This window comes from Bifidobacterium sp. UBA4282 (assembly GCF_002394995.1).
GTDB lineage: Bacteria > Actinomycetota > Actinomycetes > Actinomycetales > Bifidobacteriaceae > Bifidobacterium > Bifidobacterium pullorum_B.
Genome location: NZ_DGVO01000011.1, coordinates 9,670 through 30,129, shown reverse-complemented (window position 1 = coordinate 30,129; position 20,460 = coordinate 9,670). Strand labels below are relative to the sequence as shown.

The window sequence follows — 20,460 nt, the reverse complement described above, 5'->3', positions numbered from 1 at the left end:
GTTCGGCGGTGCCCGCCGTCCGGGCCTACGTACCCCGCAGGGGCATGGGCCCCGATACGACGTATCGTGTCGGATGCGGTGTGCCGCGGGGGCCGGGAGTGTCCGGAGGGATAATAGGAATATGGTGACGGTGACGGTGGGCGAGCCGACGCATGCGGTAAGCGATCGGCTGTACGGGGTGTTCTTCGAGGACATCAATCTGGGGGCCGACGGCGGCCTGAACGCCAATATGGTGAACAACTACAGTTTCGACGGCGTGTACCTCGACCATCACAGCCTTCGCGTGCAGGGATCGCAGCGGTGGCGCGCCCAATCCGATCCGCTGCGGTTCTGGCAGTTCGAGGGGCTGTCGGCCGTCAGCTGCGGCACGCAACGGCCCGACGAACACGGACGTCCCGTATCCACCGATTGTCCGGCGCCCCCGGTGCATCCGCACAGCCGGTATGCGCGCCTGTCCGTGCACGGCGGGCATGGCATCGAATCGGCGTCCGCCCGGGCGGAGAACCTGGGGTACAACGGCGGCGGCGCGAACGCCCATGCCTGCGCGATGTCGATCGTAAAGGGACATGGGTATGAGTTCTCGATGGTCCTGCGCCCCGTCGCCGGCGACTGCGATATCCGCGTGTCGGTGGTGGACCGGTACGGGCTGCCGCTCACGGATGCCGCGACGTTCCGGTGCAATGCGTCGGCATCGGCCGCCACGGTGTCGGCACGTGATCCGCGGGCCTCGGTCCGCCGGGAAGCGGACGACTGGCATCTGCTGACCGCCTCCCTGCAAGGGCGGGGAACCGAGTACGGCAAGCTGCGTATCGACCTGATCCGCCGCGACGTCGAGCCCGTGGTCTGCGATATGGACTGCGTGACGCTGATGGATGCCGAGTACTGGGGCAAGGGCGACCCCAAGTGGTGGTTCGGCAGGCTGCGGCGCGACCTGGTGGAGGCGATCGCCGCGTTGAAGCCCTCCTTCATCCGGTTCCCCGGCGGCTGCATCGTGGAGGGGGTGACCCCGGGCAACGAATACCGGTGGAAGGACACGGTGGGCGCGCTGCCGGCCCGCCGCCAGCAGTACAGCATGTGGGGGTTCCGCACGCCGGACGGGTCCAGCTACGCGCAGAGCTACCAGATCGGATTCTACGAGTACTTCTGCCTGTGCGAGGACCTTGACGCCAAACCGTTGCCGACGCTGTTCGCCGGCATCACCTGCCAGTCGCCGTACCGCGATCCGCGGCATATCGATATCGATTCGCCATACTTCCGCGATGTGGTCGTGCAGGATTACCTAGACCTCATCGATTTCGCCAACGGCGACCCCGAGACGAGCGAGTGGGCCCGCATCCGGGCGGATATGGGGCATCCCGAACCGTTCGGATTGGATATGATCGGCATCGGCAACGAGAACTACGGCGCCGACTACGTGGCCAAATACGACGCCATCGCACGCGCCATCCACGCCAAGGACCCCTCCATGCTGTGCGTGATGAGCGCGGGGCTGTTCCCGTTCGCGCTGCCGATGCGCCGCAGCTGGGAGCACGCGCGCAGCGTCGCCCGCGTGGCCGCCGCCATCGGCGACGCCGCCGGTGCCGGGGACACCGCATCCGGGCAAACGGATGGGGACACAGGCGTCGAGGACAAGCCGGAGACCATCGTCGCGGCCGTCGGATCTGCCACCGGCGACGCCATCATCGTGGACGAACACTCCTACCATTCACCCGACTGGTTCATCGCACAGGCCCATCGCTTCGACGACTACCCGCGCTGCGGGGCGGGCGTCTGCTTCGGCGAATACTCGGCCAACGGCTACTTCGCCGGACAGCCGCAACGCTACGCCACGGCCTGCCAATGGCGGTCGGCGCTCGCCGAGGCCGCGTTCCTCACCGGCTGCGAGCGCAACAGCGACGTGGTGCGCATGACCTCATACGCCCCGCTGCTGGCGCATATCCCCGGCAAGGGGTGGGAGCAGAACCTCATCGAATTCAACCCCGCGCACGTCAACCCGACCGTGAACTATGAGGTGCAGCGGCTGTTCTCCGCCAACGTGGGGTCGTTGGCCTACGCGTGCTCGGTCAGCCCGGAGGCGCCCAAACGGCTGTTCGTGTCGGCCACGGGCGATCAGGGGTCGCGGCGATATATCAAGCTGGTGAACGTTGGCGAGGATCCGGTGCAGGTCACGCTCGACGTGTCATCGGGGCTGCGGGCGTTGGGCGGTTCGGCGCGGCGGATGCCGACGTTGCGCGTCGAGACCCTGCACGGCCGGCCGCAGGACAAGCGGTCGCTGGAATACACGGGGACCGTCCGGGGCGATATCCGGCATGAGGTGAGCGAATACCGGCTGTCCTCGGCCCAGGTGCATGTGGCCATAGCCGTCAAACCATACAGCATCACGCTTGTCACGGTGGGATGACCGGTCCGACGCCGGACGGGCGGCGCCCCGTGTCACCCAGACCTCGCCGGTCGAGGAAAGACCGGTCCGACGCTGCGCGGGTGAAGTCGGCGTCAGGAGCGTGGCGGGGCTGCCGTGCCGGATCAGGCGAGGCGATATCGCGTGGCGCGGGAACGCCCCTGCCGGACGACCTTGCCCTGCTGTTCCAGGTTGCGCAGTACGCGGGTGCTGCGGTTCTTGTCCAGTTGCAGTGTGGTCTCGATCTCGGTGCGGGAGAGCGGCAATCCCGCTGTGGCCAGCAGCCGCAGCGTCATGGCCTCCAATGAGGCCGCAGGGCTTGCGGACGCAGGGGCCGGCGCCACCAGCCAGACGATATTCGGCCCGGCTGTGTTCGTCGGGCCCGCCGTCTCGCCGGACACAGCGGGAAATGTGTAGCGTTTGGCGGTGGGAGCCGGCGCCGGCTGTGCCGCGGTCTGGGCGTCGTCGTCGGTGGACAGATGCAGACGTGAGGTGATCGGCAGGACGACCGCGACCGATCCCGGGCCGACGCGCAGCTGGGGGTAGTCCGACGCGTCCGCATAGGCGTCCATGATGCGTTGGATGCCCGCGCCGCAGTTCTGGCTCCAGCCCAGCAGAGCGAATGCGTTTGCAAGTTCCGGGTTGCGCGACTGGCAGATTCCGTTGAGCAGGTCGTCGCTACTCAATCCGGAAACCAGGCCGCCTAGGGAGATGATCTCGATGCGCGAGGGGAACCGGTTGACGATCGTCGGCCCGGAATACTGATAATCGCGATGGAGCATGGCGTTGGCCAACGCCTCGTGCACGGCGTTCGGCGGCCAGGCGGTATCGGTGCCGTCGGCTTCCAGGAACGCTTCGGCCTCGCGGATCTGGCGGGGCAGGGAGCCTGTAATCACGGATTTGCCGATGATCGTGTCCTTGGAATCGTTGGCGAACCTGACACAGGTCGTGGAGAACGGGCATTGGTCGGACAGCAGCAGCGCGGCGTTCGCGGGGTCTGCCTCGGATGTGCACCGTCTGAGGCGTTCCGTCAGGACGTCATCCAGGGCGAGACCTGATTGTTCGCATGCGGATTGGAGCTCGTTGAACGACAGCGTTGGCTCGGTGCTGGATTGCGTATCGGAAGCGGTACCGGCATGATTCGGATCGTGCTGTGCCTGATTGGCGTCTCCGGTCTCCTGTGGCCGGGATTCCTGCGTGGTCCCCATGACTGCAGTCTACCGTTGCGATGCGACACATCGCAACGGCGTCCGGTGCCTCCGGCCGGATTCGAACCGGCGACCGCCAACTTAGAAGGATGTCGCTCTATCCACTGAGCTACGGAGGCTGAAACCAACGCACCACTATATCACGTGGATTTGCGCCGCGGGCCGCCGGCCCGTTCGTGGAGCGATTCCCGAGACCTCCAGGATCGCAGTACCCCCCTTTGGGGTGGTGTAACCCGAGCGATATTGGTATACTCCGGGGAAACATTGTTGTGATGTTCCGGATGCGGGCCCAGTCGGGCCGTTCAAACGCACGGCGCCGCGCCAGCGGCGGCGTAGACAGGGGGAGCGGATGACCTCACCATCCGGCAATGAGCGCGCGCGGGTCGCTTCGGTTCCCGACTCGGTACGGGCGCGACGACATGGGCCGATGATCGATGTGCGCGGTCTGCGGAAGGTATACCCGGTGGGCGATGAGACGGTGGTCGCGCTCGACCGCGTCGACCTGGCCGTGCCCCGCGGCCAGATCTGCTGCATTTTCGGCGAGTCCGGGTCGGGCAAATCGACGTTGCTGAACCAGTTGGCCGGTCTGGAGAAGCCGACGCGCGGCGTGGTGCGCATCGGCGGAGTTCCCGTCTCGTCGTTGGACGAGCGTGAGCTCGCGGTGTTCCGGCAACGGCATCTGGGCTTCGTATTCCAGTCGTACAACCTACTGCCCACACTGAACGCCATCGAGAACGTGGCGATGCCGCTGATGTTTCGCGGCGTGCCTCGGGAACGGCGTGAGCGGGCTGCACGCGCCATGCTGGAGCGCGTGGGCCTCAAGGGGCGCGTGACCCATTACCCCGCGCAGATGTCGGGTGGACAGCAGCAGCGCGTGGGCATCGCACGTGCCTTCATCGCCGGCCCGCAGGTCGTGTTCGCCGACGAGCCTACCGGCAACCTCGATTCGAAAACCAAGGTCGAGGTGATGGAGATGATCTGCACCTTCGCGCATGCGCGCCGCCAGACCATCGTGCTGGTCACGCATGACGACCACATGGCGCGCTACGCGGATCGTATCGTGACGCTGCTCGACGGCCGCATCGTCGACGACACCCTGAACACCCATTGAACAGGACCCGAGGAAGGACCACTATCATGAAGCAATCCGCATCCCACCGCGCGGTCCCGCCGGTCGCGGCCGCCGCATGGATCGCGCTGATCGCGTCGGTGCTCGCGCTGATCGTGGCGTTGCTGCCGGTACCGCTCGCCCACGCGGACGACGACCCGGCGGCGGACACCGCCACGACCGCCCCCGTCGCGTCGGCGGCGGGGCCTGTCCCGAACGTCATCATCACCAACTTCACCTACGGCGACGCCCCCGCCACAGTCGGCGGCGATTTCACGCTGGGGTACACGTTCCAGAACATGGGCCGCGTTGCGGTGCAGAACATGGTGGTCACGGTCGACGGCGGCGACAGCTTCTCGATCGCCGGGGGCACCAACACGTTCTACGTCGATTGGCTCGACGCCGGGTATTCGCTCACCCAGAGCGTGCCGATGCAGGCGTTGGGCAGCGCCACCAGCGGCGCGCACGGCGTGACGGTCGGATTCCGGTACGAATACGTGGATGCCGGCGTGCGCAGCACCGGCTCAAGCGACATCAGAATCGCGGTGCCGGTGGTCCAGCCCGACCGCTTCCAGATCAACGACCCCGTACTCCCCGAATCGGCGTATGCCGGCGAGGAGGCCACCGTGACGATGGCCTACGTGAACAAGGGCAAGGGCGATGTCGCCAACGTCGAGGCGAGCATCGAGGGCGAGGGCATCGAAAGCGCCGTGCCCAGCCAGTACCTGGGCAATGTGTCCTCGGGCGGCACCGGGTCCGTCGGCTTCGCGTTCACCCCGCTGGCCGCCGGCGAGGTGAACGCGACGCTGCATATCAGCTATGAGGATCCCAACGGCGAGGCGAAGACCCGAGACTTCCCGATCACGCTCAACGTCGGCGAGAGCATCCCCGACACTGGCGAGGGTATGGACCTGGAACCTGAGCCCGAGCCGGCGGCACCGCTGTGGGCGTGGATCGCCGGGGGAGCGGTGTTGGTCGTGCTGGTCGTGGTGTTGGGCGTGGTGCTGGCGCGCCGGCGCCGCGCGCGGCATGCGGCCCGCCAGACGGATGATGGAGACTGGGCCGACTGGGATGGCGAGGAGCCTGAGGCCGGCGCCCTGGATGGCGTCGCATCCGGCGACGGGACCCGCCTCGGCGGCGGGACGTCTGCCGATGGCGATCGGACGCAGGTCATCATCGACGACTCCGATGGGGCGCGGCGATGAGATTCGCCGACATCCTGCGGCTGTGCCGGCAGAATCTGCTACGCCGCAAGTCGCGTACCGTGCTGACCGTGCTTGGCGTCGTGGTAGGTTGCTGCTCCATCGTGCTGATGGTGTCCCTGGGCGCCGGCATCAACGAGCAGAACGAGCGCATGTTGGAATCGATGGGTGATCTGAGCATCATCACCGTGTACAAGGGCGGTTCGGGCGCCGGCGGTGGAACCGACGACAAGCCGACTGCGCTTGATGACCAGGCCATCGAGGAATTCCGTTCGATCCCGCAGGTGGCGGGCGTCACCCCGATGGCTTCAATGCCGTACACCGTCTCGTTGAAGGCGGGAGGCGGAGATCGTTACGTGGTCGACTATGTGCAGGTCATGGGCATCGATACTACCCAGCTCGACGCCATGGGGTACATGCTTCTGGAGGGCCGCGCCCCGCTGCGCTCCGGCGAGGCGCTGCTCGGCGAATATACCGCCTACGATTTCACGGACCGGTTCCGTGCCGGCGAGGACAGCATGCGCTATCATTCGCGCGGCTCCGGCGGCATGTGCGTGGCCGACGAGTCCACCGGGACGTGCCGTGAGGTCGCCGACGACCCCGATCCGTTCTTCGACCCGCTGACCACGCCGCTCACCTTGGTCACCGGCCCCTCGTTCAACGGCCTGCTGTCGGCCGAGGGCATGATGGCGGGCGACGCGGCGGCGGAGTCTCCGCTGGAGACCGCGCTGACGCCGGTGGGCATCCTTAAGGAGGACTACAACAAGGGCGACGCCACGTCCAGCGGCCTGATCCTGCCGCTCGACGACTTGAAACAGCTCATCCGCGACGCCGACCCCTCGTCCGCGCGCGCCTCCACCTACGACCAGGTACTGGTCAAGGTCACGGACATGGCGCAGGTGGGCGAGGTGGAGGATCAGATTCGCGCTTTGGGGTTCGGCACCTCGTCGGTGCGCCAGATGCGCGAGAGCCTGGAGGAGCAGTCGCGCGCCATCCAACTGATCCTCGGCGGCATCGGCGCGGTGTCGCTGCTCGTCGCAGCCATCGGCATCGCCAACACCATGGTCATGTCCGTCACCGAACGCACCCGCGAAATCGGCATCATGAAATCGCTGGGCTGCACGGTGCGCGACATCCGCATCATGTTTCTGGGCGAGGCCGGCGCGATCGGGTGCATCGGCGGCGCGATTGGGTGCGTCATCAGCGCGGTCGCGTCGGTGGCCATCAACCTGATAGCGTTCGGCGGCATAGACGTGCAGGGCATCGTCACGGCCCTGGTCGGCGGCGGGGAGGCGGCGCGCGTATCAGTGATCCCGTGGTGGCTGTATCTGTTCGCGCTCGCATTCTCCACCGCGATCGGCCTGCTGTCGGGCTTCCAGCCCGCGAACCGCGCCGTGCGGATTCCCGCGCTGGACGCGATTAGGAACACGACGTGATCAGCGTCATGACGTCAGCGCGGTGCGGATGCGGTCCACGATGTGCCAGGAGGTCAGATCGTACCGACCGCGCAGCTGCAGCACGGGGACCCGGTCGGTGAACTCCTTGTCCGCGCCGAAGTTGAGCACATGCTGCGGCGTGACGGTCGCACGATAGTGGGTCTGCCGGTCCCGGGACAGCGACGGCAGCGAGGCGTAGTATGCAGTGATCTTCTCGCCCCAACCGCCGTCCAGCTGACCGTCCTCGATGGTGGCGACGATGCGGTGCCCGGCGGCGATCGCGTCCAACGTCCGGTAGTCCAACGCGTCATACCGCCGCGGGTCGATGAGTGTGGCGTCGATCGGATTCTTCGGGTCCCAGGTCAGCTCGGCCGCGACCTGTTCGGCGATCCGATAGGCATCGCCGAGGCCGATCAGGGCGACCTCTGATCCCAGATGGCTGATCCGGTACCGGTTCCACGGGCAATCCGGCGCCGGGGGCGTGGACAGGTCGCTGCGTTGCCCGATGAAGGTGAACGATTCGGGGCGTTCGTCGGCCCGGAACGCCGGGTAATGGCCTTCGCGCTCCCCGTCCAGGATCATGTCGCCCGGCACGCGGATGACGACCGGATCGTGGTTCTCCGCGCTGGTCGACCAGGCAAGCATCCGCAGGAACTCCTCGCCGCTGGTGGGTGCCAGACATACCAGGTTCGGGATGTTGGCCATCATCGCGATGTCGAACGCGCCCGAATGCGTGTTGTCGGCGTCGGAGATGCCGGCGCCGAACACGAGCAGCGTGGCCGGCGTATGGTTCAAGGCCAGCTCCTGCTGCAGCTGGTCGTAGGTGCGCTGGAAGAACGTGGCCGACGTGGCCAGCACCGGACGCCCACCGGCCTTGGCGATGCCGGAGGCGAAGGCTACCGCATGCTCCTCCGCGATGCCGGTGTCCACGTAGTGCGCGCCGGCACGCTCTCGGAACGCCCGGGTGATGCCGTTCGACCCAGGGGTGGCGGGGGAGATGACGACCAAGCCCGGCTCCGTGGCGAACCGCTCCTCCAACGCCCGCATCGCCATCTCGCCGTAATACTTACGGGCCCCGGGCAACTTGTCGGCGGCGGAGACGGGGTCCTGCCAATGGTTCGCCTCGCAGCGGCCCTCAACGAGCCCGGCGGCCGCGTCCTCGGCGTCCAACCCCAACCCCTTGAGCGTGTGCACATGCAGGACGATCGGATGGTCGATGTCCCTGACCTGTTCGAGTGCCTCCACGAGCGCGGCCACGTCGTTGCCGTCCTCGACGTAGCGGTAGTCCAGTCCGAAGGCGTGGAACAGATTGGGCTCGGCGGTGCCGCCCGATTCGCGCAGCCGGGCCAGCGGCCCGTACATGCCGCCGAAGTCCTCGGCGATCGACATCTCGTTGTCGTTGACGATGATGATGAGGTTGCCGCCCTGCTCGGCGGCGTTGTTCAGTCCCTCGAACGCGATGGCCGAGCTGAGCGAGCCGTCGCCGATGACGGCGATCACGTTGCTGATGCCGCTGCCGCCGTTGAGGCCGCCCATCATGTCGCGGGTCTTGGCTAGGCCGCAGGCCAGCGAGATCGAGGTACCGGTGTGGCCGAGCACGAACTGGTCGTGCTCGCTCTCCTCGGGGTTCGTGAAACCGGTCACCTCGTCGTAACGCGCGGGATCCAGGTAGGCCTGGGCACGGCCGGTGAGCATCTTGTGCACGTAGCTCTGGTGCGAGACATCGAAGACGATGCGGTCGCGGGGCGAGTCGAAGACGCGGTGGAGCGCCACGGTGAGTTCGACCACCCCCAGGTTGGATCCGATATGCCCCCCATGGGCCTTGCCGTAGGCGACGAGCGTGGAGCGGATGTCGGCGCACAGCTGCGGGAGTTCGTCGGGATCCAGGGCTTTCACATCGGCCGGGGATCCGATTCGTCCCAACAGTTCGCCATTCATGCACACACTCCTTCTCCCGATGAGTACCGGCGAAATTGTAGACGACGGTGAGGGAACACACGCGTCGCGTCCGGAAATGTCCCCGAGTTCTCCGTATCAGGGGGTGTCTGGCGTGTCGTGCCGCATGGGCGTGCCCCGTGCCCGCATGGCCCGACGCCCGGCCGTGATTCACATCTGCCGCCGTCCATCCAAGCTGCGGGCTGCGGCCGTGTCCGTCGGTCGTTCGCCGCGGCCTGGCAGTCCCGTCGTCCGCGCACAATGGCAGATGGAACCGTCCGCCGTTGCAAGGAGTGCCGATGAGGGCCGTAATCGCCGCAGGAATCAACTATGATAATCCGCTGTCCGTGCTGGACGTCCGCGACATGCCGGAGCCGGAGCCGCGCCCGTACTGGTCCACGGTGTCCGTGAAGGCGGCGACCGTCAACCATCACGACCTGTGGAGCCTCCAGGGCGTGGGACTGGCGGAATCCCAGACCCCGATGATCCTCGGCACCGACGCCGCCGGCATCCTCGACGAGGACATCCCCGGCCGGCACGGGCTCAAGGCCGGCAGCGAGGTGGTGCTGTACACGTTTGTGGGCAATGATGGCTACGGCGTCATGCCGGGGGAGCGCCGCACGATCCTGTCCGAGTACTATCCGGGCACGATGGCCGAGAAGACCGCGGTGCCCAGCGCGAACGTGTTCGCCAAGCCCGCGAACCTGACGATGGACGAGGCAGCCGCCCTCGGTACGAGCTGGCTGACCGCCTACTCGCTGGTGTTCACGGCCGCGAACGTCAAGCCCGGCGACACGATCCTCGTCCAGGGCGCGGGCGGTGGTGTGTCCACCGCGGCGATCCAGCTGGCCCACGCGGCGGGGCTGGAGGTGTTCGTCACCTCGCGTTGCGAAGCCAAGCGTGCCAAGGCACTGGAGCTTGGCGCCGACGCCGCATTCGAGTCCGGAGCCCGCCTGCCGCGCAAGGTCGACGCCGTCATCGAATCGGTGGGGGCGGCCACCTGGAGCCATTCGGTCAAGTCGGTGCGGCCCGGCGGCACAATCGCGATCTGCGGGGCGACCACTGGTGATCAGCCCGGCGCCGAACTGACCCGCGTGTTCTTCCAGGACATCCGCGTGCAGGGCAACACGATGGGCAGCCGTGAGGATTTCGCCCGACTGCTGCGCTTCGTCGAGCACGCCGACCTGCATCCGGTGATTGACGCGGCCTACCCGATGGCCGAGGCGCCCGCGGCGTTCGCCCGCATGACCGCCGGCGACGTCTTCGGCAAACTGGTACTGCGCATGTGATGTCGGCCGCGGCCGCTCAAGCTTGACCCCGCCCGCCGCTAGAGTGGGTCGTATTCTTTGCCACTGATTTCGGGAGGCTGATATGGCAGATGTGACACCGCAGGTTGCGGTCATTATGGGATCGTCAAGCGACTGGGAGACCATGAAGCATGCGTGCGCGATGCTCGACCAGTTTGGCGTGCCGTACATGAAGCAGGTGATCTCCGCGCATCGCACGCCCGAGCTTATGGCCGAGTTTGCGCACAACGCCCGCGCCAACGGCCTGAAGGTCATCATCGCCGGTGCCGGCGGCGCCGCCCATCTGCCCGGCATGGTCGCCGCGCAGACCACGTTGCCGGTCATCGGCGTGCCGGTGCAGTCCCACGCCCTGTCCGGCTGGGATTCCCTGCTGTCGATCGTGCAGATGCCCGGCGGCATCCCGGTGGCCACCACCGCCATCGGCAAGTCCGGCGCCACCAACGCCGGTCTGCTGGCCGTGAGCATCCTGTCGACCACCGACGAGGAGTTGGCCGGCAAGCTGCAGTCGTACCGTGACGGACTCAAGGAGAAGGTGGCCGAATCCAATGCCCAGCTTGTCTGAGGAAACCCGCGGCGCGGTCACGCGTCTGATGCCCGGTGCCACCATCGGCATCGTCGGCGGCGGCCAGCTGGGCCGCATGATGGCCCTGTCCGCCAAGTACATGGGCTTCCGCGTCGGCGTACTCGACCCAACCCCGAACTGCCCGACCGCGCAGGTCGGCGATTTCCAGATCGTCGCCGCGTATGACGACAAGACCGCCATCCGCGAACTCGCCGCCAAGAGCGACGTGCTCACCTACGAGTTCGAGAACGTGGACGCCGATGCGCTCGACGAGGTGCGCGGCTCCGGCGAGGGGCAGTGCGCGGTGCCGCAGGGCACGGACCTGCTGCGCGTGACGCAGAACCGCATCGCCGAGAAGAGCTTCATCAACGACCACGGCATCGCCACCGCGCCGTGGCGGGCGGTGAACTCCCGCGCCGACCTGCAGGCGGCATTGGACGAGATCGGATACCCGGCGGTCCTCAAGACCTGCGAGGGTGGCTATGACGGCCACGGCCAGATCGTGCTGCGCTCCGCCGCCGACCTGGAACGCGTCTGGGCTGACGACGGCTTCCCGCCGGCGATCCTGGAAGGCTTCGTGGACTTCGCGTTCGAGGCCTCGATCCTCGTCTCCGGCGACGGCGAGCGGTATGTCACCTTCCCGATCGTACGCAACGTGCACCGGAACAACATCCTGCACATGACCATCGCGCCGGCCGAGGTGCCCGACGAGGTGGCCGCCAGGGCACATGAACTCGCCCGGACGCTGGCCGACGGCTTCAAGCTCGCCGGCACGCTGGCCATCGAACTGTTCGTGACCCGGGGCGGCCGGGTGCTGGTCAACGAGCTGGCCCCGCGTCCGCACAACTCCGGGCATTACACCATCGAGGCCTGCTCGATCGACCAGTTCGACGCGCACATCCGCGGCATCGCCGGCTGGCCGCTGCCGCAGCCCAAGCTGCTCAGCCCGGCGGTGATGGTCAACGTACTCGGCCAGCATGTGGCACCGACCCGCGCGCTGATCGGCGAGCATCCCGAATGGAACGTGCACGACTACGGCAAGGCCCAGGTCAAGCAGGACCGCAAGATGGGTCACATCACCGTGCTGACCGATGACACGGCCGCCTGTGTGGACGCTCTGGAATCCACCGGCTGCTGGGATGATCTGAGGTAACCGGTCATGGTGCAGCGGCAGACCCGGCAGAAGGACGCCATCCGCGAGGCCCTGCGCGAGAACGACGAATTCATCTCCGCGCAGGACCTGCACCGCTGGCTGGAGGAGCACGGCACGCATATCGGGCTGGCCACGGTGTACCGGCAGCTCAACGCGCTCGCCGACGCCGGCCTGGCCGATACGATCCGGCTGGACGGCCAGCAGCTGTTCCGGCTGTGCGGAGACGACGGGCATCATCACCATCTGGTGTGCGTCAGATGCGGCAGAACCGTGGAGATCGAGCCACCCAGCGAATCGTGGTTGCGCGGCATCGCCGACGCCCACGGGTTCACGGTCGAATCGCACACGCTTGAGGTGTTCGGCCTGTGCCCCGATTGCCGCTGACCGTGTATAGCTGGCCGAATGTGGCCGGTCTGTATAACTGATCGTCTCCGCCGGCGGGATGGACGTTACGCGTCAGTTCCGCCGGTTTCGCATATGTCGAGATGGGGCCTGATGCGGCCATGGGAGGGCGGCCGCGCCGATGACGGCTCGCATGCTCGACGATGGGCCGATGGCTGCGGGGAATGCCGCGAATCGGCGAAGTTCCGATGAAGTGTGGGTCGAAGCGATGGTTGCGGGGTGTCTTGCGACACTCTTATTGAAAATGATTATCAATATGTGATAGGGTATGGGCATGAATCCAGACAGGAACCGCAGAAAGGACCACAGCATGTCATCGTTCCGCCACTCCCGCACCCTCCGCCGCCATGCCCGCCGCATCGGCGCGGTGCTGGCCGCCGCACTGTCGGCCGTCGCGTTCACCGCCTGCACCCCGGCGTCCCGATCCGCCGATGGCGGCACGCTGGACGTCGCCGCGTCGGTCAGCCAATGGGGCACGATGGCCCAGGCGCTCGGCGGCGAACATGTCGTGGTGACGTCGGCGATCGCCAACGCCGCGGCCGATCCCCACGACTACGAACCGACGACCGCCGACATCGCGGGCATCTCGTCGGCGGACATCGCCGTCGTCAACGGCGCGGGATACGACACCTGGGCGTGCACCGCGGCACGGAGCGCCGACGTCGAAACGATCGACGTCGGCGCGTTGGCGGGGGTCGAGGAAGGCGACAACCCGCACCTGTGGTTCTCCGCGCAAGCCAGAACGGTCGCCGCCGATGCGATCACCGACGCCTACGTCGCCGCCGACCCCGAACACGCGGACGACTACCGGCGGCTGAATGCCCAGTGGCAGGAGCGCGAGCGGCAGCTGGACGACGACATCGCCGCCATCCGCGAGTCTTCGGCGTCCGCGCCGTATGCGGCCACCGAGTCGGTTGCCGCATACCTGTTCGAGGATCTGGGGATGGAGGACGTCACGCCGCAGGGGTACCTGCAGGCGGTGTCGAACGAGAGCGAGCCCGGACCCGCCGACCTCAAGGCGTTCACTGACCTGCTGGCGGAAGGCGACGCCCGGTTGCTGGTGGTCAACAGCCAGCATGGCGACGCCGCTGGCGGTCAGCTGTCCGACGCGGCCCGGGCCGCGGATGTGCCCGTGCTGGAGGTGGGGGAGCAGCTGCCCGACGGATGCGACGATGTGGTGGCGTGGATGGGAACGCTGGTCGATCGGATCCGTGATCTGCTGGACTGACACGGCGGAACCCGGAGCGGGGCGGCTGCGGAGACCCCCGAACAATCGGGGAAGAATCAGGGAATCTTCAGGGTGAACCCGGTGCGATGACCGCGGCGGCGTCTACTATCGTATGGTTTGGAAACAATCGTAAAGAAACCGTCCGCCGACTTGGAAGACACGCGTGCCGTGTCCACAATGGTGGCTGTATGCGTCAAGGAAGGAGCGGGCACGAACCCCATGGTGCAGGATATGAGTGAGGCTACAGACATGGCCGACATCGAGGAACTGGACATCAAACGCGCGCAGCCGCGGACGAAACGTCAGCACAGGCCATTCCCCGGGTGGCTGTACGCGGTGTTGTTCTTGGTGTTCGACTTCGCGGCGGTCGCCATCCTGCAATGGGGCGTGACGATGTCCAGCACGCGCGTGGAGCTTTCCAGCCCGCTGGTGGGGCTGGGCGACCTGATTGTGAAGATGTTCGCCAAGGCCAACTTCGTGCTGGTGCTCAACATGATCCTGGTCGGCGTCATCTACATGGTGCTGCTGATGCTGATCAACCGCTTCTGGATCGCCACGCCGGTGCTGTTGGCGGTGGCGATCGTCATCGCGGTCATCGAGCATTTCAAGATCGGCATCCGGTATGAGGCGATCCTGCCGTCGGACCTGGGATTCCTAGGGTCGAACACCGGCAACCTGATGAGTTTCGTGCCGGCCGGATGGCAATGGGTGGTGCTGGGCGCCGTGGCGGTGTTCGCGGCGATCGTGGCGCTGTGCGTGGGGCTCAACCGCATCGACGCCCGTCACGGACGCATGATCCGCGCCGCCAACCCGGGTATGGCCGCGGCGGCCCGACTGCTGCTGATCCTGTGCCCGGCCCTGTTCCTCGGCGTGTACACCATGCACGTGGGTACCGTCGGCTCCTGGGCGAACGTGTTCTCCTCGGCGCTGGGCGACATCCCCTCGATGTGGGATTCCGTGTATGACGCGCAGCGCAACGGTCCGGTCGTGGCGTTCGTTCGCCAGCTCAATCCGAAGGTCATGGACGAGCCGGAAGGCTACAGCGAGGAGACGATGCGCGAGGTCGCCGCCCGATACGCCGACGCGGCGGACGCGATGAACAAGACCCGCACCGAATACCTGGACGAGAGCACCGTGATCTTCGTGCTCAACGAATCGTTCTCCGACCCCTCGCGCGTGCCCGGCATCGAACTGAACCAGGAGGCGATCCCGGAGGTCGACGCGATCCGCGAGGGAACCACCGGCGGCCTGATGCTCTCCTCCGGCTACGGCGGCGGCACCGCCAACCTGGAATACATGAGCCTGACCGGCATGAGCATGGCGAACTTCAACTCGTCGCTGACCAGCCCGTACCAGCAGTTGGTGCCCAACCAGCGGTGGACCACCAGCGTCAACCAGATGTGGGGCGATTCGGAGAACTCGCTGGGGTTCCACCCGTACGAGCCGTCGATGTACTCTCGCGCCACCAACTACCGGAAGTTCGGGTTCTCGCACTTCTACACGCTGGAGGGCGACGACGTCATCGCGCATCAGGACAAGATCGGCACCTCGCCGTACGTGTCCGACGAGGCGACGTACCAAAGCGTGCTGGACGAGGTCTCTTCGACCGACACGAACCAGTTCATCTCCGTCGTCACGATGCAGAACCACATGCCGTACAACGACTGGTACACCGATAACGAGTTCACGGTGACCAACACGGACGGCACCGAACCGCTGACCGAAGACGAGACCCGGGAGATCGAGACCTACGCCAAGGGCGTCTCGCTTTCCGACAAGGCTACGGCGGAATTCCTGGACGAACTCGACGCCATAGACAAGCCGATCACCGTGGTGTTCTATGGCGACCACCTGCCCGGCATCTATTCGACCGCCGGCGAGGACCAGAACAACTCGCTGGCCCTGCACCTGACCGACTACTTCATCTGGTCCAACAAGGCCTCAAGCAGCCAGGGCACGAAGAACGAGAACAGCGACTACACCTCGCCGAACTACTTCATCGCGCAGGCCGCCGAACATATGAACGCCAAGGTCTCGCCGTTCCTGGCATTCCTGACGCAGATGCACGAGCATGTCAGTGCCATGGAACCGCCGGTGGTGAACAACATCCAGGGCTGGTCCCGCATCCCGGAAGGCCAGCTGATCTACCTGGACGCCGACGGCAACCCGATGGTCGAGGACGAGATGGACGTCGCGACCCGGCAGCTGCTGGAGGACTACAAACTCATCCAGTACGACGTCACCGCCGGTGATGGCTACCTGAAGGACCTCGGATTCATGGACGCGCCCCAACGTTAGACGCTGTCCCGTGACGTGACGCGTTACGATACATAGTAAGGATGATGCCGACCGGCCGTTCCGGTCGGCATCATGCATAGTTTCGGCACTGTTGCAAAGGAGGAGCGGTCATGAAAGCGAACCAGTATTATGCGGGCGCCTGCGTGGTGATCACCGGCGCGGGCTCGGGCATCGGACGGCTGATGGCGCTACGCATCGTCGAGGAAGGCGGGCGCGTGGCGATCTGGGACATCAACGGCGAAGCCGCCCGGACCACGGCCGACATGGCCAACGCGCAGATGGGCGCCGATCCGGCCGACCCGAAGGCCATCGCGTTCACCGTGGACGTGACCGACAACGCGGCCGTGCAGCGGGCCGCGGCCGAAACCATCGAGGCATTGGGCCGCGTCAACGTGCTGATCAACAACGCCGGCGTCGTCTCCGGTGCACCGTTCGAGGACCTGACCGAACAGCAGATCCGCCGCACTTTCGCCGTGAACGTGCTGAGCCTGTTCTGGACCACCAAGGCGTTCATGCCGGCGCTCAAGAAACAGCAGCGCGCGGCGATCGTCACCGTGGCCTCGGCGGCCGGCATCGTGGCCGTGGCCCGTCAGACCGATTATGCGGCCAGCAAGTTCGCGGCCGTCGGCTTCACGAACTCGCTGCGCAGCGAACTGAAGAAGGCCGGCTCGCACATCCGCACGCTCACCGTCTGCCCGTACTACATCGACACCGGCATGTTCGAGGGCGTGACCACCAAGTTCCCGCTGCTGCTGCCGATCCTCAAGGAGCAGGCCGTGGCGGACAGGATCGTGGAGGCCGTGGCCAAGGGGCGTGAACGCCTGATCATGCCGCCGTTCGCCGCCGTGGCCGGATTCGTGGCCGCGCTGCCGCCCAAGATCGCCGACCCGATCTACGGCATCTTCGGGCTGAACGAAGGCATGGACCATTTCACCGGCCGCAAGGAATAAGGAGTCGTTCACCATGACCCATGAGGTATTCAACCGACTGCGTGACGCCTACACCACCGGCGTCACCAAGCCGCTGGCGTGGCGCCGCGGCCAGCTCAATGCGCTGCGCCGCATGATCGCCGAGAACAAGCAGGCCATCATCGACGCGGTCGCCGCGGATCTGGGCAAGCCCGCCTCGGAGACGCTGCTGATGGAGATCGACCTGGTACTGAGCGAGGCGAACTTCGTCCGCCGCCGCATGCGCTGGTGGTCGGCACGGCACCCCAAGCCGATGCACTGGCTACTACAGCCCGCCGTCGGCTGGACCATCAACGAGCCCAAGGGCGTGGTCCTGGTCATCTCGCCGTGGAACTACCCGCTGCTGCTGTCGCTGGAACCGATGGTCGACGCCATCGCCGCCGGCAACGCGGTCTGCCTGAAACCGTCGGAACTCTCGCCGCATATCTCCCATCTGACCGCCGAACTGATCGAACGGTACATGGACACCAGCGCCATCGCCGTCGTCGAAGGCGGCCCGGAGGAGACCACGAACCTGCTGGCCGAGCCGTTCGACCATATCTTCTATACCGGCGGCGGACGCGTCGGCCGCATCGTCATGAAGGCCGCCTCCGAGCACCTGACCCCGGTTACGCTGGAACTGGGCGGCAAATCGCCGTGCTTCGTCGACGGCACCGTGAGCCTGGCCGCCGCGGCCCGACGCATCGCCTGGGGCAAGTTCACCAACGCCGGCCAGACCTGCGTGGCTCCGGACTACGTGCTGGCCACGCCGGATGTGGCCCAGGTGCTGGCCGAGCGCATCGCCCTGGCTGTCACCGAGTTCTACGGCGAGGATCCGCAGGCCTCGCACAGCTTCGCCCGCATCATCAACGAGCGTCATTTCGACCGGCTGTCCCGGCTGCTGCCGCAGGAGGGCGACGCGGACGATCCCGCCGGCCAGATCGTCTGCGGCGGGCAGACCGACCGCGCCGACCGGTACATCGCACCGACCGTGCTGTTCGGCACCTCGCCGGACGCCCCGGTGATGGGGGAGGAGATCTTCGGCCCCATCCTGCCGGTGATCGTGGTGCAGGACGCCCGCGAGGCGATCGAGTTCATCAACGCGCGCAGCCGTCCGCTGGCAGCCTACGTGTTCTCGCGCAATCTGAAGACGCGCGGCGTGTTCGAGCGCGACGTGAACGCCGGCGCGATCGGCTACTCGCTGCCGCTGGGGCATCTGATCTCCAGCCGACTGCCGTTCGGCGGCACCGGCGAATCGGGCATGGGCGCCTATCACGGCAAGGAGGGTTTCCGCGTCTTCAGCCACAAGAAGACCGTGATCTCCAAGCCGCTGTTCCCGGACACGCTCCAGTTCATCTACCCGCCGTTCAACGATCTGCGCCAGAAGCTGATCGCGATCATCGGCAAGCTGGTGTAGACGGCGTACGGCTCTTCTGTAACATTTGAGCCCTTAGAAGATATTCCCGATTCGGGACGTGTCTTCTAAGGGCTCAATCAAAAGATAGGCACGAGGGCGGGTTAGGCGTTCAGCGCCTTGGCGCCGATGTCGTGACGGTAGAACATGCCCGAGGTGTCGAGCTTGTCGATGATGGCATACACCTTGTCCTGCGCGGCCTTGAGGTCGTTGGCGGTGGTCTCGACGAGCAGCACGCGGCCGGAGGAGGCCATCAGGCCGCCATGCTCGGTGGAGGATACGCCGGCGTAGTACACATGGCTGGACTCGTCCACCGGGATCTGCGGGATCGCGGCGCCCTTGATCACGTTGTTCGGGTAGCCGTCGGCGGCCAGCACCACGCCCAGGGTGGCATGGTCCTCATCCCACGTGAACTCGGGCACGCCGCCGTTGAGGATCGCGTCGACGCCGGCGGCCAGGTCGCTGGTCAGCTTCGGCAGCACGACCTCGGTCTCCGGGTCGCCGAAGCGGGCGTTGAACTCGATGACCTTCGGGCCGTCGGCGGTGGCGATCAGGCCCGCGTACAGGATGCCGGTGAACGGCGTGCCCTCGGCGGCCATGGCCTCCACGGTCGGGCGCACGATCGTCTCGATGGCGGCGTCGACCACATCCTGGCCGATCTGCGGCACCGGGCTGTAGGCGCCCATGCCGCCGGTGTTCGGACCCTCGTCGTTGTCATAGGCGCGCTTGTGGTCCTGGGAGATCGGCATCGGCCAGAAGTCGGTGCCGTGCACGAAGCTCATCAGCGAGAACTCCTGACCCTCCAGGAAGTCCTCGATCACCACCTTGGCGCCGGCCGAACCGAAACGGTGATCGACGAAGATGTCCTCCAACGCGTGCAGCGCGGTGGCCTCGTCCATCGCCACCGTCACGCCCTTGCCCGCCGCCAGGCCGTCCGCCTTGATCACAATCGGCGCGCCATGCTCGCGCACGTACGCCTCCGCCGGTTCGAGCTCGTCGAAGGTGCGGTACTGGGCGGTGGGGATATTGTGACGCGCCATCAGACGCTTGGCGAAGTCCTTGGAGCCCTCGATCTGCGCGGCGGCCTTGGTCGGGCCGAACGCCTTGATGCCGGCTTCCTCGAAATCGTCGACGATGCCCTCGATCAGCGGCACCTCGGGGCCGACGAACACCCAGTCGTATCCGTTGTCCTTGACGAAGTCGATCATGGCCGCGTGGTTCGACGGGTTGATCCGCTGGGTGCGGATGCCGTCGAGCTCCATGCCCGGATTGCCGGGGGCCACGGTCACCTCGTCGACGCTGCCGCCACGCAGCAGCGCATGGGCGATGGCATGCTCACGGGCACCCGAGCCGATAACCAGAACCTTCATAGTCATACCTCCTCAAAAAACCTAGGCCAGTTCCACGTCGTCCACGGTTTTGCGCACCACGGCGCCGATGCGGTAGGCGGGTTCGTCGTTGCCGGAGAGCAGCGCCATCGCCTCGTCGGCGCGGTCGGCGGCCACGGCCAGTACCATGCCCACGCCCATGTTGAAGATATTGAACATCTCCGTGTGCTCCACGTTCCCCGCACGCTCGATCACATCGAAGATCGGCGGCACGGGCCAGGAGCCCAGCTCGATGCGGGTGGCCAGGCCATCGGGGATCATGCGCGGGATGTTCTCGATGAACCCGCCGCCGGTGATATGCGCCACGCCCTTGACCACACCGGCCTGGAACAGCGGCTTCAAGGCCTTGACGTAGATGCGGGTCGGCTCCAGCAGCACCTCGCCGAGCGTTTTGCCATCCAGCTCGTCCAGCGTGGTGTCCACCGTGTAGCCGGCCTGCTCGAACAGGGCCTTGCGCACCAGCGAGAAACCGTT

16 protein-coding genes and 1 tRNA gene are annotated in these 20,460 nt (G+C 66.4%); 12 read left to right on the top strand and 5 right to left on the bottom strand.

Going from position 1 to position 20,460, the window contains the following annotated elements; all coding sequences use genetic code 11:
• Positions 1-121 precede the first annotated feature (121 nt).
• A complete protein-coding gene (locus B4C31_RS01260) occupies positions 122-2,401 on the top strand; it encodes an alpha-L-arabinofuranosidase C-terminal domain-containing protein (protein WP_291531011.1) in 2,280 nt (759 codons plus the stop codon).
• A 122-nt stretch (positions 2,402-2,523) separates the two neighbouring features.
• Here B4C31_RS01260 and B4C31_RS01255 read toward each other — a convergent pair whose 3' ends face one another.
• Entirely contained in the window at positions 2,524-3,606 is a 1,083-nt protein-coding gene (locus tag B4C31_RS01255; RefSeq protein WP_291531010.1) for an ATP-binding protein, read from the bottom strand.
• A 46-nt stretch (positions 3,607-3,652) separates the two neighbouring features.
• Positions 3,653-3,725: transfer RNA gene (locus B4C31_RS01250), tRNA-Arg, on the bottom strand.
• Positions 3,726-4,033: 308 nt separating this feature from the next.
• Here B4C31_RS01250 and B4C31_RS01245 point away from each other — a divergent pair.
• Genes B4C31_RS01245 through B4C31_RS01235 form a run of 3 tightly spaced genes read left to right on the top strand, consistent with a single transcriptional unit; the run spans position 4,034 to position 7,352 of the window.
• Positions 4,034-4,717, top strand: a complete 684-nt coding sequence (locus tag B4C31_RS01245) for an ABC transporter ATP-binding protein (protein ID WP_291531009.1) — start codon at positions 4,034-4,036, stop codon at positions 4,715-4,717.
• 26 nt (positions 4,718-4,743) lie between these two features.
• A complete protein-coding gene (locus B4C31_RS01240; RefSeq protein WP_291531008.1) occupies positions 4,744-5,919 on the top strand; it encodes an ABC transporter permease in 1,176 nt (391 codons plus the stop codon).
• Entirely contained in the window at positions 5,916-7,352 is a 1,437-nt protein-coding gene (locus tag B4C31_RS01235) for an ABC transporter permease (RefSeq protein WP_291531007.1), read from the top strand. Before B4C31_RS01240 ends, B4C31_RS01235 begins: the two co-directional genes overlap by 4 nt.
• Before the next feature lie 6 nt (positions 7,353-7,358).
• Here B4C31_RS01235 and B4C31_RS01230 read toward each other — a convergent pair whose 3' ends face one another.
• Entirely contained in the window at positions 7,359-9,290 is a 1,932-nt protein-coding gene (locus B4C31_RS01230) for a 1-deoxy-D-xylulose-5-phosphate synthase (RefSeq protein WP_291531006.1), read from the bottom strand.
• 296 nt (positions 9,291-9,586) lie between these two features.
• On the opposite strand from B4C31_RS01230, the gene B4C31_RS01225 reads away from it, so the two are divergent.
• From B4C31_RS01225 to B4C31_RS01190, 8 genes are all read left to right on the top strand, one after another.
• Positions 9,587-10,576 (top strand): zinc-binding dehydrogenase, encoded by a 990-nt coding sequence (locus B4C31_RS01225; RefSeq protein ID WP_291531005.1) that lies wholly within the window; start codon positions 9,587-9,589, stop codon positions 10,574-10,576.
• An 82-nt stretch (positions 10,577-10,658) separates the two neighbouring features.
• Entirely contained in the window at positions 10,659-11,156 is a 498-nt protein-coding gene (gene purE / locus B4C31_RS01220; RefSeq protein WP_033506417.1) for a 5-(carboxyamino)imidazole ribonucleotide mutase, read from the top strand.
• Entirely contained in the window at positions 11,140-12,309 is a 1,170-nt protein-coding gene (gene purK, locus B4C31_RS01215; RefSeq protein ID WP_291531004.1) for a 5-(carboxyamino)imidazole ribonucleotide synthase, read from the top strand. Before purE ends, purK begins: the two co-directional genes overlap by 17 nt.
• Positions 12,310-12,315: 6 nt before the next feature.
• Positions 12,316-12,693 carry a Fur family transcriptional regulator gene (locus tag B4C31_RS01210; RefSeq protein WP_033506421.1) on the top strand — a complete coding sequence of 126 codons (378 nt, stop codon included), beginning with the start codon at positions 12,316-12,318 and terminating at the stop codon, positions 12,691-12,693.
• 328 nt (positions 12,694-13,021) lie between these two features.
• Positions 13,022-13,939, top strand: coding sequence for a metal ABC transporter solute-binding protein, Zn/Mn family (locus B4C31_RS01205; RefSeq protein ID WP_291531003.1), 918 nt, complete (start codon positions 13,022-13,024; stop codon positions 13,937-13,939).
• Positions 13,940-14,170: 231 nt separating this feature from the next.
• Positions 14,171-16,237: an LTA synthase family protein gene (locus tag B4C31_RS01200; protein ID WP_414631820.1), complete on the top strand. Its 2,067-nt coding sequence runs from the start codon at positions 14,171-14,173 to the stop codon at positions 16,235-16,237.
• 110 nt (positions 16,238-16,347) lie between these two features.
• Positions 16,348-17,187, top strand: coding sequence for an SDR family oxidoreductase (locus tag B4C31_RS01195; RefSeq protein ID WP_291531002.1), 840 nt, complete (start codon positions 16,348-16,350; stop codon positions 17,185-17,187).
• A gap of 13 nt (positions 17,188-17,200) precedes the next feature.
• Positions 17,201-18,601 carry an aldehyde dehydrogenase family protein gene (locus B4C31_RS01190; RefSeq protein WP_291531001.1) on the top strand — a complete coding sequence of 467 codons (1,401 nt, stop codon included), beginning with the start codon at positions 17,201-17,203 and terminating at the stop codon, positions 18,599-18,601.
• A 101-nt stretch (positions 18,602-18,702) separates the two neighbouring features.
• Here the strand turns inward: B4C31_RS01190 and purD are convergent, their stop codons facing one another.
• Both purD and B4C31_RS01180 read right to left on the bottom strand, forming a co-directional pair.
• Positions 18,703-19,974, bottom strand: coding sequence for a phosphoribosylamine--glycine ligase (purD, locus tag B4C31_RS01185; protein ID WP_291531000.1), 1,272 nt, complete (start codon positions 19,972-19,974; stop codon positions 18,703-18,705).
• Positions 19,975-19,989: 15 nt separating this feature from the next.
• The coding region (locus B4C31_RS01180) for an AIR synthase-related protein (protein ID WP_291530999.1) at positions 19,990-20,460 on the bottom strand (471 nt) is incomplete at its 5' end.